Consider the following 21171-nt stretch of genomic DNA (forward strand, 5'->3'; position numbering starts at 1 on the left):
CTCTCCTCTTTGGAACTGTTGTTTTTTGTACTATATCAGTATACGCTGTTTTTCGCAAGTATAACCCACAAGAATTCACGAATTCTTAAGGAAACCGCGGTCACAGGAATTATAAAAATATCCGAAAGTAAACCAGTTGTCAAATAGCCGATTCACTTTCGGATTAAGTATCTCGATTTGTTTTACAGAGATTCACACTCCGCATTAATCGTATCTTCGGTTGCTTTCATTGCTTCCATTGTCATCGTCAGCAGTTTTTCCAGTTCCCAGCCGAGCTGATCGGCTCCGCGCTGGATGACTTCTCTGGAGCATCCTGCAGCGAATCCTTTGCTTTTGTATTTTTTCTTTAAGGATTTCAGTTCCATGTCTTTTGTACTTTTGGAAGGATGCATCAGCGCTGCCGCCCAGATCAGTCCGGTCAGTTCATCGGCTGCAAACAGTACTTTTTCCATCTCATGTTCCGGTGCTACATCAAGAGTAACACCACATCCGATCGTGATACCATATCCATGGGAGACTACACTGTGGATGATATCTTCACCAACGCCTCCCTCTCTTAAAAGTTCCGGTGCTTTCAGGCAGTGCTCTTCCGGATACTGTTCAAAATCAATATCATGCAGAAGTCCTACGATACCCCAGTATTCTGCGTCTTCAGCGTATCCAAGTTCGTTAGCATACCATTTCATTACAGCTTCCACGGTAAATGCATGCTGCAGATGAAACGGATCCTGATTGTATCTTTTTAATAATGCCAGTGCATCTTCTCTTGCTATATAGTCCATATTTCTTTCTCCTGTCCGGTGTGCACTGCGCCTGAAACACACCATTTGTAATTCATAGATTTCTTAAAAATATTTTTGAGATGATTTCACGCATAAATGCATTATAACACGAAATCGCTTCAAAAACAGAAGCTTTTTCAATCAATACCTTTGTGGGTATATATATCAGGAAAAACTGTTTTTCACTTCCTGTGCAAAATGATCCGGCGTATCCATAAAGCAAAACGGTTCATACTCCGTGTATGCAGACGGACGGCTGACAGTAAGCAGCTGTATTTCTTCACCGGGAAGATCCGAGAGAAGTTTCTGCTTTAATTTTGCCAGTTCTTTTCCATGCATCATCTGAATTGCCAGACTGCTCCCACCCTGATTATTTTTTGCAATCAGATAACACATCCCAAAGCACCTCCTCACATTCACATTCTGTTCGGATTCTTCCTCTCTCGTACTCTCTTCGCAGGGTGATTCCTACATTTGCCGGATAATGTTTACTCCATACATATTTATACAGCCAGTTGTTCATCTGACGGTCATAGTAAGTATTATATTGAATCTCGATCGGATAATGTCGGTGGCCATACTGATAATAGATATACACACCGCGGTATCCGTCATCGTGTGTTTTCCCGTTGGACATGTCTGCAACGGAAATATTCTTTGCTTCTCTCAGACGTAAAATTTCCTCGTAATTATCGCATAATGTCCGAAAACCGAGGATATCGTTAAATACCCGCTCTACCCGGCTTTCCCCGGATGCCCGTTGATATTTCCGCAGGATCGCCTGAAGACTTTTGATGCGGTAATCAATCGGAAGTCCGGATAAAATATCACTGGAATCATACCAGACGACGATATTTTTCAGTTCTTCTGTAAGAAACGCTTCATCCAGACAGCTGATTGCCTGAGCCAGGTTCTCTTCCAGTCTGGTTCGAAAGGACAACTTTCGCAGCAGGGCAAAAGACAGTCCGTCTTTCTTCAAAATATCTTCTACCATTGCTACTGCCCCCTGATTAATCTTCCAGAGTAACTTTCACTTTTTTACCCATAGCTCCGGCAATCTTTACCAGGAATTCCAGACTGGGGTTGTAATTTCCGCTCTCAAAACGGGTGATGTTCGGCTGAGAGATACCGGCACGTTTTCCAAGTTCACTCTGCGTCAGTCCCAGTTCTTTGCGGTACTGTTTGTAAATGTCGACGGTTCGCTGAATCGTCACTTTCTGCTGAGTTTCCAAAAGAATTTTTTCTCCGTTTTCCATAATGATATAATCCATTTTTTCACTTTCCTTTCATGTTTTTATCAATACCGTATGTGATATTTATATGATAACCTATACGGTATGAAATGTCAATAGTAATACGATACAAAATAAAAAAAGTACAGAAATCCCGGAAAAAATATTTTCCAGGATTCCGTACAGTTCTTAATTGTAGAAATATTTGCTATTTTACATAAAGCATTTTTTCAGCATCTTCTGCATCGGCAAATGGTCCGGGCACAGTTGCCACACCGCGGTGATTTCCGAAATAATCTTCGTCAAACCGGATCGGTGTTCCATCTGCATTTTCGAACGGCTGTTCCGGTTCGAAGGCATTTCCAAGCACTTCAGTGTTGATCATTCTTCCGGTAAAGCCCTTCAGGAACTCATAGATATTGGTTTCCAGATGATATCCGTCTTCTTTTTCCACCAGTTCAACCTTCACATCCTCCCTGTTCTCTGCTACGGTCAGACCATTTCTTTCCTTTTTCCATGCTTTTGCTCCTCCGAGATACACATTGCCCTCGCTCCATACCGGCAGATGACCAAAGTGTACCGGTTCCAGTTTTACCATATCCACCGGTTTTGTAAAGTCAAACTGTGAGATCCATTCCTCATATGTCGGATACTCGTCGAATGTCCAGGTACCAGCCAGACGATTTTCCGTGTCATATCCATCATCGGAATCGTGAGGGGTAATCACATCTTCTTTCGGCCATTTCTGTACAAAAATATTGTTATAGAAACGGTCATCCCCGTGAAGAATCGTCATGAATCCCATCACCTCTGTACGGTGCGGAATATGATACGGTGTATATCTCCAGCCGGTTCCTTCACCAACACAGGTCAGAGAACCACAGATCAGGTTATGTACCATTGCTACACCCTGTGTTGCGAAACGAAGGGCAGCATCAGACAGAAGAATATTGTTGTCGATCAGTGTCGGTCCATGTCCCACTTCCACAAACAGATCCTGAGACATCATGCCGCCTTTTAAGTTCTGTGCATAGGACGGACGCTGGTTGTCATGGAGCAGGTTCTGCGTGATTCGTGTTCCCTGCGCTTCCCAGTCACACCAGATTCCCATCGTGCAGTGATGGATATGGTTGCGCTGATACAGAACATCGATCGCTGCATGCATCTTAATACCTGCAATCTCTGCACCTCCCTGTTCCATCATGTTATTAATGTGATGAATGTGGTTGTCCTCGATCACGCTGAACACGCCGCCCATACGACCGATGATACCACCCTGTTCACAGTGATGGATGTTATTTCTGCGGATGATATGACTTCCTACCTTTTCTTTCAGCCAGCCATGATACTGTCCGCGGCATACAGCGTCACGTTCCATCTGTGTCGGACTTTTTACCTGTTTATATGTAAAATAATGATCGTTATCCGGATCCAGATATTTACCTACGGAGATACCTGCACATTTGCTGTTGGAGATATCGCAGTCCTCGATGATCCATCCCTTGCTCCAGTGCGGACCGATCATACCGTCTTGAAATGCTGCCGGCGGTGCCCAGGTGGTTGCTGCCTTGCAAATGGTAAATCCGCTGACTGTAATATAACTTACCCCTGTTTTTGACGGGAAGAAGCACTCACGACGAACATTGATTTCCACGTTTTCCACATTCGGATCTTTTCCCTGGAAATTGGCGTAGATCACGGTCTCGTCTTTTTCGGTATCCTGTTCGGCATACCATTTGTATACGGATTCTTCCGGAACCCAACTGCATGAATAAACTTCCCCACGCAGGCACTCGTCCAGGGTTACTGCCTCATACATCGCACGACCATTCAGATATACGCAGCCGGTATGTTTGTCTGCCTTTGCAAAATACCAGTCACCATATACTGCAGTCGTATATGGGTTATAAGAACCGAACACACTATTTGCCACACGACATACCCAGGTGTTGTCCTGATACGGTGTCCAGGTTTTAATCTCCTCCGCACCGGTAATCACAGCACCCAGTGGCTTTACACTGCGATAGGTGATCCGGGCATCTTCACGTCCGGCATAGATTGGATCTACATATTCACGGTAAGTTCCCGGGAACACTAAAACCTCATCACCCGGTTGTGCGATCTTTGCAGCATCATTGATTTTTCGAAAAGGAGTTTGTTCGGTTCCATTTCCGTTACGTACAGCATTCACATCTACATAGATTCTCATGTTCATAACCTCCATTGTACTTCATCTTGTATAAAAATCAGTTATTATGTAGATTTCTCAATTATGTTTTGAGAAATATGGCCATTTATGGTTATTATACTATAGACTCTGATCTGATAAAAGATAAATCTGACAGTTCCAGAAAATTAGTTTTCCGTACATGAATTCAAAACGGCTGGGAAAGAAACTACACCGGGAGAGTGCGGTATTGCTCGATGTTTCTCTCCTGATTTTCATCGTAAATGAAATAATAATCGATTTGACCGGTTCCCTGGGTATAAATATATTGTCCATAGGTTCTCACGTTACAGAATAATACGGTACTTCCCGCCGCAACACCGATGGCATATCCCTTATTGGACAGTACCAGTGGCATCCGAAGTTTTTTCTGTCCAAAAGAGATATACCGCGCTTTCGTGCTCAGATCCATAAAATCATCTGCAAGAACACCTTTGGATTTCAGGCGCTCATTTTTATCCCAGGCGAAAAAGTTCCAGGTCTGACTGTCCAGAAGTAGGCGGGGTTCCGAAGGATTTTCCGCAAGCAGTTTCTTGCCGTCTCTGTTTAAAAACTGCACCGCACCATTGGCTTTTTGCACCCGGATCAGGATACGATCGGTCAGAAGCTGCACCTCGGAACGCGACTCTTTTGCGCTCCATGTTACTGCGGTATCTGCCTGTGCTTTCCAGTTCGTATCCCGGATCGTGCCGGTAACGCCCTTTACAAAGCTGACACGGATCGTCGACGGTGTGACCGGTGTCAGCCGAAGAAGTCCGACTGCACTGGCGATCTCCAGATACTGCTTTGTCTTTTTCACCCATTTTACAGAAAAATTTCCTCTGGAATGTCCTTTGACCTGAAGATGACTCTCCGGTGGGAAGGTTCCATATGTATACGGGGATGGATTCACCAGTCCGTCGATGGCGGAAGATTTTAATCTCTTATCCGTTGATTTCTTTAACAGATTTCTGTTTTTGGGAATCAGTGCCTGATGTACTTCAAACGGTTTTGGAATTAGCACCGGTGTCTCTGTTCCGGCAATTTCCTGTTCCTTTTCCAACTGGATCTTTCGAGGACCCAGATAGCCTCTTGCCTGTCGTTCCCTGTCACCCTCTTCTCTTCGCTGCTGTTCGATCTCTTTCTGTGTGTGTACCGGTTTTGCGTATTCTTTCGCTTTTTGCAGACTTTCGGTCTGAAATTCCTGCATATGTTTTTCTTTCGGCACTTCGGTTCCTATAATGTCCGTAAGAGAATTCTGATACAGCACGGTCAGTTCATGGAGCGCACGGGTAGCGGCAACATACAACAGTTTGACGTGACCGTTATCCTGTGGGTATTGTTTCTTTGTTGGATTCCACAGAAGTACTGCATCAAATTCCAGTCCCTTCGTATACACGACCGGAAGAACCATAATTTCCTCTCCGAACTGACTGCGTTCCGGTGTATAGCCCTCTAGATCCAGACTATCCCGCAAAAGTTCCGACACGGCTTCGGCTTCCGCCTCATCGCGACAGATCACGGCGATCGTTTCGTATCCGTTTTTCTTCCATTCCTGAATCTGATTTACCGCTGCGTCTTTCATAGCAGCCGCGTCCGCACTGGCTTCCACCTTCACCTGCGCCCCGTGACGAATGATTGGTTCCACCGGATAAATCGGGAAATCTCCATGCCGAAGGATCTCTGTGGCAAATTCTGAGATTTCCACCGTGTTTCGATAGCTTTTCCGAAGCAGTCCGAATGCATCGTATGTTCCCCGCAGGATCAGCGCACGAAGTTCTTCCCAGTCATTTAACCCCTGTCCAAAATGGATATTCTGAGAAGTATCTCCCATAACAGTATAGGTGCATCCCCGCATACAGTAGTGCAGGCAGCGATATACCATCATACCAAAGTCCTGTGCTTCATCGATGACCACATGGCTTGCTTCCCTCACCGGATCGGTTTCCTTGATCCGTTTATAGATATATGCCATCGCCGCAAGGTCGTACACATCAAACGATGTATCTGGTATTTCGATAGGAATTCCCTCTTGCTGCTGTGCACGGAGAAAATCCTGATAAAAAGTTCGCACAGAACCATTCCATTTTCCGTTGCCAAAGTAAGTGCTGTATTTTTTGTCCAGTATTTTCCGCTCTTTTTCTGTGAAAGAGATCACTTTTCCCGTGATCACATTTTCATAGCGGGCATACAGCATTTTATTTAACATCAGGATCTTGCTTTCCATCGAAAGGAGCGGATTGTCACGCAGATACTCCCGGATCATCGCAGGACGCATCAGACGCACACCCGTTTTTTCCATCACGATCGCCTCCTGTGGAATCTCCTGATTTTCGTATGCCTGACAGTACGCTTCCAGTTTTTCGAACCAGGCAGTACTTCCTTTCTGTTCCTGCCAAGCCTCCTGAGATACCGGATGAACGCTGTATATTTTTCCATTCCATTCCTCATACAGAAGGCGGATAAACAGCTCTTCCATCGTCATCTGACGAATCCCGTATACATCCAGCTCCGGCAGAACACCGGTGATATAATTCAGCAAAATTTTATTGCTCCCGATAATATAAAAATCTTCCGGGCGGAAATCCTCTTTGTAATTATAAAGAATATAGGAAATACGGTGCATCGCCACTGTGGTCTTTCCGGAACCCGCCACACCCTGGACAATCAGATTAGTCCTGGGGGAGCGACGGATCAGCAGATTCTGTTCTTTCTGAATGGTTGCAATGATCTCTCCAAGTACGTTTTTTTTGCTTTTGGCAAGGTATTTGGTCAGAAGTTCATCATTTGCCACCACATCCGAGTCAAAATAGTCTTTCAGCCGGTCATTTTCAATCTCATACGTCCGTTTTCTCTCCAGATCGATCGTATGCGTCCCCTCGGAAAGAACGGTATACGAACAGGGACCAAGACCGCTTTCATAATAAACAGAAGCAATCGGTGCACGCCAGTCCAATACTAACGGCTGCGCATCATCCCCGGAGATTCCAACACGACCGATATAATACGCTTCTTTTTGTTGTTTTTCTTCTGCAAGAAAATCAATTCTGCCAAAATACGGTTTCTTTCTGGCTTTTTCCAGGCGCACCATATTCTGTTTATATTCCTTCAGACGCGCTGTTGCATTGTTCCAGAGTGTCAGACCTTCTTTATCCTTTGCATCGTAGACTTCCATCAGATCGGCAAGATCCTCATTTGCCTCCCGGATGGCTTTACGCGCCTGCACCAGATGTTCCTGCGCAATGTCGATGACATATGCAAGCTGTTGTTCTTCCGCTTCTCGGCTGGTACCGGGAAGTTCTGCTGCATCCTTTTTCATTTTTTCTGCCATAGCTCTTCTCCTATACATTCTCACATACGACAGTGCCCATCCCCTGCAGATCTCTCGTATTTTTGTAACTGTTCAGTTCCTTCACAGTTACAGGCAAAAATGCATTTAAGATCACCTTAGGTGATGGCATTTTTGCTCGTATGTCTCGGGATTTTGGCATATTCATGCCAAAACGCCTCGCGGAATATTACCTACTGAATAGTTACATTACGTTTACATTATTTATGATTCTTATTCAAACAGTGTTTTCATCTGATCCAGCGAATCTACACACGCGGTCAGCATCTTCTGAAGTTCCGCGTCCGGTTTTGTCTGATCCGGCACCATGACAACCTGACAGCCTGCCCGGTACGCACTGGTCACTCCGTTCGGTGAATCTTCTACCGCCATGCATGCAGAAGGGGCGAGTCCCAGCTGTTGGCAGGCATAGATGTAAATATCCGGTGACGGTTTTCCGCATTTGACCATATTTGCACAGATGATCCGGTCAAAGTACTCGTACAGTCCGATCTGTTTCAGATATCGTGCCGCGCGTTCCGTATCAGTTGCCGTAGCGATCGCACGCTGGATCTTCTTTTCTTTCAGATATTCAAGAAGTTCTACAGCTCCCGGTTTGATCTGGATTCCATCCCGTTCCAGATATTCTTCCATCAGCTGTTTCCGATATACACGAATCGCCGGATAGTCCAGATCGGGATCCTGAAACATTTCTTTCAGATGCTCCGGCGCATATGGCTGTCCCAGCGAACGCATGGAAAGTGCCTGCTCATCACTCATCGTATAACCAAAATGCGCCAGTGCCTGTGGCCAGCAGATCCGGTAATATTTTTCTGTGTCAATCAGTGTTCCATCCATATCAAAAATTACTGCCTGTATCATTCTTTATACTCCTTGTCTGTTCTTTTCCTGTAGTTGCAAATATACCAGTTTGCATCGACAATCGTTTTTATATTTTACTACAAACCTGCACGAAAAGGAATATGAAGATCGTTGATTTGACTGAGAAACCAGTGACTGCCAGCTTTTTCAGATACATCGCAGCATAAAAAGAACTCCTGCCAGCTCTGTCCGCCTGCAAGAGTTCCCGTGTTTTCAGACACGCTCTGGTATGAAGTTGTTATTGACTGCATTTGTTATATTTTGATTTGCTGATTCCAAGAATCACACCGAGAAACGTATCAATTGCCGTGATGGTTCCCACCAGCTGTTCTCCGTAGGGAAGCCCCCAGATGCCAGCCAGTGCAAAATACAACGTTCCCAGTGCCGGCAGAAAATACATGGCGAGCCATTTTAATCGATCATATGTTTTGTTGCTCATATCGCATTCCCCACTTCCTGATATGTCCCACCGCATCTGTGAGACGATACCCAGCTATCTATCTGATTTACCATATGCGTGAAATGTGTTTTCTGTCACTCTTCTTATATTGCAAGCGCTGCTTTTTATGCTGTCCTCTTTCCGATGCTTTGCCGGTTATATCGGATGTTACTTCTGTTTTTTCTCGACTCCGAAGATAGCGATCAAAGAACACAGAAGCAGAAACATCGGATAAAACAGCCGTGGCATGATCTGGAAGGCGGAAATCTCGTATCCCAGTTCATGTGCCGCCGAGATGGCTACCAGCATCTGTGCACCGTAAGGGATGACTCCCTGGAAGATACAGGAAAAAGTATCCAGTAACGAAGCTGTTTTCTTCGGTGTCACGCAATATTCCTGGGCCATCTCTTTTGCAATCGGATTCGCCATTACGATTGCAACAGTATTGTTGGCAGTTGCAATGTCCATCGCTCCGACTAGCAGTCCCATACCCAGCTGCCCGCCGCGTTTTCCTTTAAAGATCCGGTGGATCCAGCCGAGCAACGCATCAAATCCGCCATATTCCCGGATCAGCGCACACATGGCTGCAACAAGGATCGCCACCATACAGGTCTCAAACATACCCGAGACGCCGGAACCCATATTTGCCAACAGATCGGTCGGTGTGGTATGTCCGCCAAGCAGCATGATCAGTGCACCGGAGGCAATGCCGGTTAGAAGTACCACAAATACATTGATACCGATGATTCCACCGATCAGAACCAGCACATAGGGAAGTACCTGCAGCAGATGGTACGACTGATCGACTCTTCCGTGAATCTCTGTCTGAAAAGACAGAACCAGGATCAGAACCAGTGTGATCACCGCCGCCGGAAATGCAATCCAGAAGTTTTCCCGGAACTTATCTTTCATCTCGCAGCCCTGTCCGTTACAGGCTGCGATTGTTGTATCGGAAATAAAGGAAAGATTGTCCCCGAACATTGCACCACCCATGACCGCTCCGACACAAAACGGAAGATCAAACCCGGATGCAGCAGATACCGCAACTGCGATCGGTGTCAGCAAGGTGATCGTTCCCACGGAGGTTCCCATTGCCACCGACACGAAACAGGCCACTATAAACAGCACTGCAACCGAAAACCGCGCCGGAATCAGCGCCAGCATAAAATAGGCCACACTCTCCGCACTGCTTCTTCCGACAACGCCGACAAAGCAGCCGGCGGTCAGAAAGATCAATAACATCGTAATGATATTCTTATCGCCCACCCCCTGCGCCATCAGCTCCAGTTTTTTATCAAAATTTACTTTCCGATTCTGTACACACGCCACCAAAATCGCCGCCAGAAACGCTACGACGATCGGCACGTTATAAAATCCCATCGGAATCTTTAACACATATTCAAACAAAATTCCAAGCCCCAGATACAATACCAGGAACACGCCGATAGGGAGTAATGCAATTCCATTTCCTTTTTTCATGTTTGTTTTTTCCTTTTCTACTATCATTCATTTATTTTGATTTTGTAACTGTTCCATACTTTCATAATTACCCATTTTGATCCATTAGATAATTTCACTTTAATGCTCATATGAAAAATCAGATTTTTCACATAGCTGGAAGCGTAATTACTCTTTTACCATGTATATGGTACAGATTTTAGTCTTTCTATTTATATCAATATTCCGCAACAATGATCTATTTCATGTTGTATGATCTGCGCGATCCAGCCGGAATACATCTGTCGCTGTTGTTTGAAATTAATATCCTGGTATTGCACTTCAATCTCCTGATACCGCATACATTTTCTCACCCCTGCCAGAGATAAACACCCTTCTTCCGTTTCATATGCCCCGGACCTTTTGATGATCTTCGGATTATACATCAAAACATTCATAAATCCCATATGCACAGCAATGATATTTTTCCGTACCCCGATCATATTCGCCGCCATACCGACACATTCTTCTTCATGTGCCTTCAAAGTATCCAACAGATCCATCCCCGTCTTCCGATCCGCCTCAGTTGCAGGCTCAGATGGCTGGTTCAGAAAAAAGATATCTCTCATAATTGGTTTTACCATACTACTCCTCCATAATACAAAATATCTCCCCATGGGACACATCACTTGCGTGAGAGGTGTGGGGAGTCCTGTTACAGATATAATACAATATTAATTTAAAAAAATCAATGGTACAAAATTTTCTTTAAACTGTATATCGACAAATGAAATTCCTCCGTAAGTTCTTTCAGAGAACATCCATTTTTCTTCTTCTCACGGATCATCTGATTTCTTTCATCTAGTTCTTTTCTTATTCCCGTGCTGTTTCCCCAGCTTTGTCTTGTACCATCTTTTTTCGGAATATAGATCAGTTCTCCTGCACAGTATTCCTGAACCTGTATGAAAAGTTCCTCAGGCAGGATATCTTTTCCATTCAAATATGTCATGCGTTTTCTCCTTTTGAAATGAATTTTCATAAGATATCACAAAACATATTTGCTGGCGATCTCTTCTTACTCTACATATCCAATCGCCGTTTTTATGTTTTGCGATATATAGAGTTCGGATCCTATCATATTATTTGATTTCTTTATAAGTATAAGTATTTTACACATTGTCTGCTTCCTCGCTGATTTTGATACTGTTATTATAATATACTGAAAAAGATAAGTAAATGAATTATTCTTCATACCATTTCTGTTGCATCGTATAAAGCCTGTAATATTCTCCTTTTTCAGCTAACAACTCCTCATGATTTCCAATCTCTGCTATCTTTCCTTCTTTCATGACGATGATCTTATCCACTTCTTTACAGATTCCAATTCGGTGCGATACGATGATTGCTGTTTTTTCTCTGGCAATTTTCAGAAACATTTTTAATACTTTCGTTTCCATAAGCGGATCCAGAGCTGCTGTTGGCTCATCCAGAAAAATAACACTGCTGTCTTTCATCATTCCTCTTGCAATTGCAAGTTTCTGCCATTGCCCTACAGAAAGTTCTCTGCCGCCGAATTCATTTCCCAATAGTTGATTTACAGATGCCTGGGAAATGAATGTCTCTAACCCAACCTGATGCAAAAGCATGTATATTTTATCCGTATTTTCCATCTGCTTCCAGTCGCCAATCCCAATATTTTCTCTTACAGTCAATTCATACTTTATAAAATCCTGGCTGACAAAAGAAATTTGTTTATAAAATTCTTCCGGATCAAGAGATCGCAGGTTTTGCCTTCCGTAATATATCTGTCCTTTTTGTGCTTGATACAAGCCCGTCAGTAATTTTACCAGTGTTGTTTTCCCACTACCGTTATTTCCTACAATAGCGACAACTTCGTTTCGTTTTATTGTAAAAGAAAGATTCGAAACTGCCGGAGTTTTTCTCCCTGGATAAGAAAAACTTAATTGTTTTACTTTGATGCTGTCAAAATCTGAACAGAGTTTTTCCGTTCCCTTTTCCGCTTCTTCCATATCCATAAAATCATAATAATCTTTTACGAATGCTGCACATTCCGGAATCCGGCCAAGACTGACCAGAAAATACTTTGCTGCTGTTTGAAATGAAGTAAATGCTGCTAAGGCTGCCGCCATCATTCCCACATCCAATACCTGATGTAATAAGAGTAGTATTGTACTAAAAATACTCAGCAGATATCCGCTTTCACAGAAAATCTCACATATCAGTAAACTACGCATATCACGTTTCTTAAAATTCCAGACTTCCTGCTTCATATTATCCCGCGCCGCATACATTTTCTGCTCAATATAATCTTCGATTTCAAAGATTCGAAGTTCTTTTACTGCCTGCTTATCTCCAAACAGATGATACAGATAATTTCTGCGTCGTTCTCCTGCTGCCTGATATCTTTTTAACTCATAAAATTCTTTTCCCCGGACCAGTCGCACAATGAGATATGGGAACACGCTCAACAAAGATATCCCCACAAGAACCGGATGAAATCCAGCCAGTACAAGCAACGTGCCATTTACTTTAAGAAATTCTGCCAGTATATTAAATACCGATAAACTCAGATCCGAAAAACGTTCCTGCTCAATACAGTTTTTTGCCCGTTTCAGCATATTATTTGTTTCTGTATTTTCATAACAGATCATTGACAACCGGGTTCCTTTTTCTCCAAGTTCTATTTGTAATTGCTGTCCTGTCTGAAAATCAATTCTGACCATACAAGAATAAAAGATACTGTTTGCTACTTCTGACAGAACAAAAACTGCCAGAATCATACAGAAACAGATCAGGCTGCTTTTGAAATCTTTTTGGTAAACCAGATTAAGAAAAACGGACGTCAACCAGATCGTTATTGCCGCCATCAGCGACTGTAACATCATACAGATGATCTGAAGAACAAGTGTACGCGGAACAATTCGGTGGATATCTCTCAATGAGCGTAATAATAGTTTTTTCATTTTTCAGTTCTCCTACTGATACCATTCTGCCTGTCTGCAGAATAGTTCATGATACAACTCCTGATTTTTCATCAACTCTGTATGGTTTCCCTGTTCTGCTATTGTTCCGTTTTTCAGTACCAGAATATGATCCGCCATCTTTGCACTTGCCAGACGATGTGAAATCATCAGACTTCCTCTGGATCGTAACAGCAAATAAAATAACTGATACATATTATATTCTGATACCGGATCCACAGATGCCGTAGGCTCATCAAGGACTGCATAACCGGTATCATTCAGGAAAATCCTGCCGACAGCCAATCGCTGCCATTGCCCTCTGGATAAATCTATCCCCTCATGTTCCAGTTTTCCGAGACTGGTATCCAGTCCAAGTTTCTTTAGTTCTTCCAGATGCACCGCATCCAGAACTTCCTGCAATTCCAGATCATGAGAAATCCTGGCTAAATTTCCAAAACCAATATTTTCACGAATTGTCAGCTCATACTGAAAAAAATCCTGAAATACCACTTTGATAGCTTTTCCAATCTCACCATTGTTCAGATTTCTTATATCATATTCATCAAACAAAATCCTCCCACTGGTCGGCTGATACAGCCCACATAATAATTTTATGATTGTGGTTTTTCCGGAACCATTTTCACCTACAATGGCAGTACTTTTTGAAAGATCCAGTTCAAAACTGATATCATGTAAAGTTTCCGTTCCCGCGTTTGGATAAGAAAAACAAACATGCTCAAACCGGATCCGGCGGACAGGTCTGTCTATGCATCCTTTTCGTTCCGGAATATTTTTTAACGCAAAAAAGGAATGAAGATACGACATTTCCTGAATCTCTCTGGAAAAATTTCCAAAAGTTTCCAGTAAACCATTGACCGTATCGACAATGTTTAGAATCGTCTGGAATAAGACCAGAAACATACTAACAGAAATCCGTCCGGTAATCACACCATATAGCAGGAACCCTCCGGAACACAGATACCACAATGCAGCAAATGTACTTTTTCTTAACAAAGTTTTCTCTACTCTGATCAGCGTCTCCTCTTTTTCTTTTCTCAGTTTACTGCTTTGTTTTTTCCAAAGTTTTTCTATGTAATCCGTTGCCTGATATATTTTCAGTTCCGCCAGACTTGTCTTTCCGGTCAGCAATCTTTCATAATAAGCAATTTTTCGTTCATCTGCCGTCTGCCTGGAATATAAATCATACCACAGACATCCTGCCTTATAATTTTCATACAATATAGGGGGTAAAAACAGCAGAAAGATACCCACCAACAACGGGGATGCCTGTTGAAAAATCAGCAGATACCCGATCAGCAAGATTATAATTCTGACCATTTCACACAGTTTCCAGAAAATCATTCTTATTTTCTCACCTGGATTCTGCGAAATTCTCGAAATACTGTCATAAGTCTGCGGATCTTCATAACAGCTGTAATCCAGCTTTCTGTATTTCCGCACAATCTCTTTTTCCAACCGATCCGTTATTTGCATATCGAATCGAATTTCCACATAGCGATCCAACCCCGTCAAAAGCACTTCTGAAAATACACCAGCTATAAATATTACCAAATGCGTATTCAATATGAAGTGGAAATGATTCTCCTGTAATAAAATTAAAATATCGTTTACTATCCTTTGAAGAAGCACAGTATTCACCGGAACAATGATTGCTGTTAAAACAGAATTCAATAATTTCATACAGCCCCATAAGCGACTGTATTTCCATATGATACTTAAAATTTCTTTCATCTGAGTTTTCATATGATATCCGTCTCATTTCCTTTTGATGAAGTATAAGATCATTATACTTTCTCAATTCAAAACGTACAGGATAGAGAATTGTTTTAAAAGATTTGTGTACAAGAACGACTACTTTTCGTGTTTTACTATAGTTTACAATCGTGTAGATATTATAGTAGTTGTCTACACGATTGTAAACTTTTTGATATATTCAACTATTGTTTCTATTTCTCAATCTCAAACTTAAATTTACTGTTACTCCAGACATCATCCTTAAAATGGATCTCCATCGTCTTCCAGTCTTTTGGGACTTCGAAGCCGACCATTCCATCCATTTTCTTTCCGGGAGATATTGTTCCGTCCAGCTGGATACATTCATAAATGACCGGAAGATACGGATTCGTATATTCTTTTAAAAACAAATACACCGGATACAGCTCCGAAGAAATCACTTTCTGTACTCCGATAAGACCTGTCTGCTGATTTCTTACCAGGTCAATGGATTTATCTTCTCTCAATGCGCCCAGATGCTGATACTGCGATAAACGGTATTCTTCTGCCCGTGTCATAAAACTCCCCCTCTTGCATTCGTACAGGAAAAATTATATAATACCCTCACTTATAATGCAAGAAGCTGCCAAATTTATGAAACCATCTGAGAAATCCAAAAATACAAATGAACTGATGCAGATTCTTTCTTCTGCAAAAACGCCCGAGGAATTACAGGCTTATACAAAAACGTTAAAACAGGAACATATCAGCTGCTCTTTTGCCGATTTTATCTCCGAAAAGCTCCGGGAACAAGAGCTATCTGCCGCCGACCTGAGCTTTCAGATAATCGATCGCTGCCAGGATCACTTCGGAATCGGAAGAAAGGATATTCGCCAGAAGATCTCCATGGAAAAAGCCGGATAAGAGGCAGGTATCTCAACCTGACATCTTATCCGGCTATTGCTTCCAATGAACCCAGGATCATTCCTCTGAACCGATCCCCGATATGCAATGCAACAAATTACCCTCCGATGAACTATGAAACAGTATATAGCAAATCCTGTGAAAAAATCAAGAACAGGATAACACCAGAGGCACGATTTCTCCTCTTTTTACATCGATCAATCCATGATCGGTCAGTTTCAATGCAGGACTTACAGGGAGTCCAAGCGTTCCCACAGACATGATCGGATTATGATGCTCATATCCCAGATCGATCAGGCTTTCCCGCACTTCTTTCAGCGCGCTTCCTGTTGCTTCAATGGATGCCTCCGAAAGAATTCCACAGACAGGTAATGCAAGTTCCGAGAGAATCTGCCCATCTTTTACTGTAAGAAAACCGCCCTGCAATTCTCCGATTCTCTGTACGGCGAACAACATATCCTCCGGATCATTTCCCGCAACAAACAGATTGTGGTGATCATGAAAAAATGTAGTTGCTACGGTTCCCTCTCTCTGACACGAACCTGTCAGAAATCCATAACCGATATTCCCATTTTTCCCATGGCGTTCCAGAACCATCGCCAGCAGACATCCGCTTTTCTGCCAGCAGATCTTGTGCTCTTTTACCTGCATGGTTACCAGTTTCTCCGTGGTCTGGGTGCGATCCGGATGTACTTCCATCGCACGGACCGTTACTTCCCCTTCTTCGACCGGAACTTTAACATCAAAATCCGAAAGTGTTACTTCCGGAATGGAAACACTGTGATAAAAATCTTCCGGGAATGCATACGGTTCTACGGGGAATGCCTGTCTGTCCTCTTTTTTATAGATGGAAATTCCATTTTTAAACACCGTTTCAGGCTCCAGTAATTTTGCCGGATCCTTCAGAAGGATAAAATCTGCCAGTTTTCCCGGAGCAATCACACCCCGGTCATAAAAATGCATTCTCTGACACGGGGTATAGGTCGCGCAGTAAATCGCCTGTTCCTTTGGGAAGCCCATCTCTATCGCCTTTTGTACTACAGTATTCAGATGCCCCTGTTCATATAAAACATCTGCCATCGTATCATCTGTCACAAAAGAACAATATTCAAATAAATGATTTTCACAGATATACGATAACACTTCCGGCTTCAACATCTTATCCTGGATCTCAAAGAACATTCCATTTTCGATCCGCTGTTTTACCTCTTCCAAGGTATGTTCTGTATGATCTCCGTTAATGCCAAGATACAGGAATTTTGCAAGATCCAGATCCATCAGAGACGGGCAATGTCCTTCAATCACATATCCCGGATGTTCCTGCCGCAGATAATCCAGAAATTTTGTGATTTCCAGATGATTTTCCTGGATAATTTCCCGATAATTCATAATCTCGCCAACGCAGACCACATCTTTTTCACCAAGCAGATGCTTCATCGCCTCAAAATCAATCACACCGCCGGTGGTTTCCAGTTTTTCACTGGTCGATGGAACGCTGCTCGGAATCCCGTAGAAAATATCAATGGGTGCATCTTTTGCCGCAGATATCATCTCAAGGATTCCGCGAACCCCTTTGACATTTGCCATCTCATGTGGTTCGGAAACCACTGTGGTGACACCATTTTTCGCTGCACAGTTTCCAAAAGAGCCCGGCGTTGTCATAGAACTCTCAATATGCATGTGGATATCAACCATGCCGGGAATCATGTATTGCCCATCTGCATCGATTGTATGTTCCGCATCAAACAGATTTTCGTGCTTTCTGTCAATATAGTAGAATTTCCCATCTTTTACAGAGACATCTGCATCGATAAATTTTTTCAGATACGAATTAAATACTTTCGCATGTTTTATCAACAGCTGAATCTTCTCCATCTGTTTTCACCTCATTTATACAATAGAATAAAAATATAAGAGACAGACAGCCACAAGAACATACATCACCGGATCGATTTTTTTAATCTTACCGGTTGCAATCTTCATTACCAGATATGCCGGCAGTGCCACGCAGATACCATTTGCGATGTTGTTGGCAAAAATTGTGAAGGTCACACACAAAAATGCCGGGATATACTCTGTGATATCGGAATAATCAATGTTTTTCATTGCACTCAACATATTGATTCCAATAAAGATCAGTACCGGACCGGTTGCTGCTGACGGGATCACAAGAGCCAGTGGTGCCAGGAACAGAGAGATTCCAAAGAAAATACTGGTAAAGATGACTGTAAGTCCTGTCTTACCACCTGCTTCCACACCCGCAGAAGATTCCAGATATGTGGTCATGCTCGGCATACCGAACAGTGCTCCAAGACTTGTGGAAATAGCGTCCACTTTAAAACATTTATCAATACCCGGCAGATTGCCGTCTTTGTCCAGGTATCCTGCTTTCGCTCCAACACCGAGAACCGTACCAAAAGTAGAGAAGAAATCCGGTACAAACAAGGCGATCAGGAACGGAATATAAGCAAAATTCAGCGCTCCAAGAAAATCAATATTCATAAATTGTTTGCCAATACCAGCCGGAAGAGAAAAAATCTGCTCCGGAGCATGTGTCACACCGAACGGAATTCCCACAATCGTAGTCAGCACAATTGCCAGAATCATACCACCCGGAACATTCCGTGCCTTGATAACCATCAGAATCAGAAAACCAATGGCTGCCACGATAACGGACGGAGAAGCAAGATCACCAAAAGACAGGCAGTTTTTCGCATCATTTGCTACGATCAGCCCACAGTTTTTTGCTCCCAGAAGCGCAATAAACAGACCGATACCGGCACTTACTGACTGTTTCAGGCTGACTGGAATCACACGCACAACAGCTTCCCGCAGTCCCAGAAAAGAAATGATGATAAAAAGTACACCACTCCAGAAAATAACGCCTGCAGCAATCGGTGCGCTGATACCCTCATTCGTAATCATAGACGCGATAATACCCACGCTTCCAAGTCCCGGTGCTAATGCAAACGGACGGTTGGTATACAATGCCATCGCACAGGTAGTCACGATAATCAGAAGAATCATAATTGTCAGAGTTACATGTTTGTCAAATCCGGCTCCGGACATGATGTTTGGTACAGTAGCAAGAATGTATGCCATAGTAACAAAAGTAGTCAGTCCGGCAAGAATCTCTGTTTTGACATCCGTATGAAATTCTGACAACCGAAACTGTTTTTCCAGCCAATTTTTCATTTGTTTTTCCTCCCTCAATAAGATATGTCTTGATAAGCTGATAGAAAATATTGTAAAATAGGCAGTGCAGGAAGTCAAATTCATATTTTACATAAATTTTATGCCAAAACAGAATAGTCAGGGGGATTTTATGAACTACAGTGAATTGCACTATATTTTATGTATCGCCAAACACCAGAATCTTACCAGAGCAGCGCAGGAACTCTACATTTCCCAGCCCACACTCACCAAGCATCTGCAAAAACTGGAACGGGAAATGGGAGCGAAACTCTTCAGCCGAAATGGAAATACTTATGTGCCGACCTATACCGGAAGAAAATACATGGAATACGCCCGTAAAATTCTTCAGGTAAAACAAGACTGGGAAAAAGAACTGAAAGATCTGACGGAAAATAACGAAGGGGAATTGAATATTGCTGTTCCACTGATGCGAAGTAGCTGTATGATTCCACAGATTATGGCAGAATTTTCAAAAAAATATCCGAATGTCAATGTCAGCATCTGGGAAGAGGCATACTCTATTCAGGAAAAACTTCTGTTGAATGATCAGCTTGATTTTGGGATTTTTAATGAGACGAGGGAACATCCAAAACTGGAATACGAACTGCTGAAAAGAGAGGAAATTCTTCTGGTTATGCCACCGGATCATCCGTTGGCATCTTCCGGATATCAGTCTCCCTCCGACCAGTACCCGAGAATCGATCTGTCCACGCTTGCCAGCGAACCTTTTATTCTCCATTTTCCGGAACAAACCACCGGAAAACTGGTTCTTGAAGCCCTGGATCGCGCCGGTGTCCAGCCCCGTGTACCGGTTCGAAGCCGGAACACGGAGACCTGTGTAAAACTTTGTATGCAGGGAATGGGCATGTGTTTTACGCCGGAAACATATTTACAAAATATGGATTTTTTCAGAAAACCGGCTTGCTTTTCTGTCGATGAAAAAGGAATTTTTACAACACTGAGCATCGCTTTTCGCAGGGGAACTTATCTTCCCAAATACGCCAGGGATTTTATTGAAATTGCACGGAATAAATAAGGATTTCACTGATACAACGGATGGTTTTTGTGCCATTCTCTATTATCGCTTCTGCAACAGCAGATTCAGCCACTTTTCTTCTTCCCTTCCCGGACGCACATCACCGGTCACCCAGGATTCTTCTATGGAAAGTGACTCAGTATCACGGATGAATCTCTGGAAACTGCTCCAGGTGAAATCCGTGAAATATCTGCCGTTTCGCATCCCTTCATACTCTCCATATTTGAAAGAAGTGTAGATCCATCCATCGGGACGCAGGGCATCCGCCATTTTTTTCAGCACAGATCTTAATTCTGTTTTTTCCAGATGCAGAATCGAAGAACACGCCCAGATACCGTCATACTGCTCCCGGACATCCAGATCCTGAAAATACATCTGGCGTACCGGAATTCCTGTATAGGCACTGGCGATTTTACACAGTTCTTCGGATCCGTCTATGGCCTCCACCTGATATCCATGTTCCAGAAAATATTTGGTATCTCTGCCGGAACCGCAGCCAAAATCAAGAATTGCCGCTCCCGGTTCCAGTCTGCTTAAAAAACGATTCAATGTATCTGTCAGATCTGCGTGAACTGTACCGCTGACAAAAGAACCGGCATTTTGATTATAATATTGTAATGTTATATCCTTGTTTTCTTTATACATATTTATATCCTTTTCTGTTGCAAATAAAATTATGCAAATCAAAAACAGCTTTCAGGAAACTGACACGTAACCCGGAAGCTGTTTGATTATTACTATTTCACCAGTTTAAATGTCTTTTCCAGCATAAAGAACATCAGAATCAGGAAGAACAATACATAAACCGGAAGTAAACCGACAGAAATATGGTTTGCGATCAGTCCGAACAGCGGCGGCATAAAAGTAGATCCCACATACGCTGATTGTCAAGGTAGTTGTCAGTAAAAATTTATATTTTTTGTTCGTGCAGGTTATCAGATATTGTTCTGTACCTGACGTGAGTATCAATAAATGATCTAATTTATTGGCAA

The 21171-nt window shown here is 42.9% G+C and carries 20 protein-coding genes; 2 read left to right on the forward strand and 18 right to left on the reverse strand.

The genetic code is table 11. From position 1 onward, the window contains the following. Positions 1–182: 182 nt before the first annotated feature. From ETP43_RS08240 to ETP43_RS08305, 14 genes are all read right to left on the reverse strand, one after another. Positions 183–782 (reverse strand): hydrolase, encoded by a 600-nt coding sequence (locus ETP43_RS08240; RefSeq protein ID WP_129257717.1) that lies wholly within the window; start codon positions 780–782, stop codon positions 183–185. Positions 783–947: 165 nt separating this feature from the next. Further along, positions 948–1178 (reverse strand): DUF6718 family protein, encoded by a 231-nt coding sequence (locus ETP43_RS08245; RefSeq protein WP_022172412.1) that lies wholly within the window; start codon positions 1176–1178, stop codon positions 948–950. After that, positions 1153–1776 (reverse strand): nucleotidyltransferase family protein, encoded by a 624-nt coding sequence (locus ETP43_RS08250; protein ID WP_129257718.1) that lies wholly within the window; start codon positions 1774–1776, stop codon positions 1153–1155. Before ETP43_RS08250 ends, ETP43_RS08245 begins: the two co-directional genes overlap by 26 nt. Before the next feature lie 16 nt (positions 1777–1792). Further along, a complete protein-coding gene (locus ETP43_RS08255) occupies positions 1793–2053 on the reverse strand; it encodes a helix-turn-helix domain-containing protein (RefSeq protein ID WP_022172410.1) in 261 nt (86 codons plus the stop codon). A gap of 169 nt (positions 2054–2222) precedes the next feature. Next, entirely contained in the window at positions 2223–4223 is a 2001-nt protein-coding gene (locus ETP43_RS08260) for a right-handed parallel beta-helix repeat-containing protein (RefSeq protein WP_129257719.1), read from the reverse strand. Between the two features lie 187 nt (positions 4224–4410). Continuing rightward, positions 4411–7551 (reverse strand): 3'-5' exonuclease, encoded by a 3141-nt coding sequence (locus ETP43_RS08265; protein ID WP_129257720.1) that lies wholly within the window; start codon positions 7549–7551, stop codon positions 4411–4413. 231 nt (positions 7552–7782) lie between these two features. Next, on the reverse strand, positions 7783–8430 hold the full coding sequence (locus ETP43_RS08270; RefSeq protein WP_129257721.1) for an HAD family hydrolase: 648 nt from the start codon (positions 8428–8430) through the stop codon (positions 7783–7785). A 238-nt stretch (positions 8431–8668) separates the two neighbouring features. Continuing rightward, positions 8669–8869 (reverse strand): phage holin, encoded by a 201-nt coding sequence (locus ETP43_RS08275; RefSeq protein ID WP_129257722.1) that lies wholly within the window; start codon positions 8867–8869, stop codon positions 8669–8671. 168 nt (positions 8870–9037) lie between these two features. After that, complete coding sequence (locus tag ETP43_RS08280) at positions 9038–10348, reverse strand: Na+/H+ antiporter NhaC family protein (protein WP_129257723.1); 1311 nt, start codon at positions 10346–10348, stop codon at positions 9038–9040. 191 nt (positions 10349–10539) lie between these two features. Beyond that, positions 10540–10950 (reverse strand): peptide deformylase, encoded by a 411-nt coding sequence (locus ETP43_RS08285; protein WP_129257724.1) that lies wholly within the window; start codon positions 10948–10950, stop codon positions 10540–10542. 104 nt (positions 10951–11054) lie between these two features. Continuing rightward, positions 11055–11315 carry a CD3324 family protein gene (locus tag ETP43_RS08290; protein ID WP_022172403.1) on the reverse strand — a complete coding sequence of 87 codons (261 nt, stop codon included), beginning with the start codon at positions 11313–11315 and terminating at the stop codon, positions 11055–11057. 232 nt (positions 11316–11547) lie between these two features. Beyond that, on the reverse strand, positions 11548–13290 hold the full coding sequence (locus ETP43_RS08295) for an ABC transporter ATP-binding protein (RefSeq protein ID WP_129257725.1): 1743 nt from the start codon (positions 13288–13290) through the stop codon (positions 11548–11550). A gap of 12 nt (positions 13291–13302) precedes the next feature. Then, positions 13303–14862, reverse strand: a complete 1560-nt coding sequence (locus tag ETP43_RS08300) for an ABC transporter ATP-binding protein (RefSeq protein WP_164979652.1) — start codon at positions 14860–14862, stop codon at positions 13303–13305. A gap of 395 nt (positions 14863–15257) precedes the next feature. Next, the gene (locus ETP43_RS08305; RefSeq protein WP_129257727.1) at positions 15258–15602 is read right to left on the reverse strand and encodes a DUF4352 domain-containing protein; all 345 of its coding nucleotides are present in this window, start codon (positions 15600–15602) and stop codon (positions 15258–15260) included. Between the two features lie 76 nt (positions 15603–15678). Here ETP43_RS08305 and ETP43_RS08310 point away from each other — a divergent pair, with 76 nt between their 5' ends. Further along, positions 15679–15948: a hypothetical protein gene (locus ETP43_RS08310; protein WP_129257728.1), complete on the forward strand. Its 270-nt coding sequence runs from the start codon at positions 15679–15681 to the stop codon at positions 15946–15948. A gap of 147 nt (positions 15949–16095) precedes the next feature. Here the strand turns inward: ETP43_RS08310 and ETP43_RS08315 are convergent, their stop codons facing one another. Beyond that, entirely contained in the window at positions 16096–17823 is a 1728-nt protein-coding gene (locus ETP43_RS08315) for an adenine deaminase C-terminal domain-containing protein (protein WP_129257729.1), read from the reverse strand. Positions 17824–17838: 15 nt separating this feature from the next. Next, complete coding sequence (locus tag ETP43_RS08320; RefSeq protein ID WP_129257730.1) at positions 17839–19143, reverse strand: NCS2 family permease; 1305 nt, start codon at positions 19141–19143, stop codon at positions 17839–17841. Between the two features lie 100 nt (positions 19144–19243). Between ETP43_RS08320 and ETP43_RS08325 the strand changes: the two genes are divergently transcribed. Further along, positions 19244–20179, forward strand: a complete 936-nt coding sequence (locus ETP43_RS08325; protein ID WP_243114235.1) for a LysR family transcriptional regulator — start codon at positions 19244–19246, stop codon at positions 20177–20179. A 42-nt stretch (positions 20180–20221) separates the two neighbouring features. Here ETP43_RS08325 and ETP43_RS08330 read toward each other — a convergent pair whose 3' ends face one another. Beyond that, complete coding sequence (locus ETP43_RS08330; RefSeq protein WP_129257731.1) at positions 20222–20824, reverse strand: class I SAM-dependent methyltransferase; 603 nt, start codon at positions 20822–20824, stop codon at positions 20222–20224. A 92-nt stretch (positions 20825–20916) separates the two neighbouring features. Further along, complete coding sequence (locus tag ETP43_RS08335; RefSeq protein WP_330546470.1) at positions 20917–21054, reverse strand: hypothetical protein; 138 nt, start codon at positions 21052–21054, stop codon at positions 20917–20919. Positions 21055–21171 lie beyond the last annotated feature (117 nt).

The sequence above is a fragment of the Blautia faecicola genome, assembly GCF_004123145.1.
In the GTDB taxonomy this organism is placed as follows: domain Bacteria; phylum Bacillota; class Clostridia; order Lachnospirales; family Lachnospiraceae; genus Oliverpabstia; species Oliverpabstia faecicola.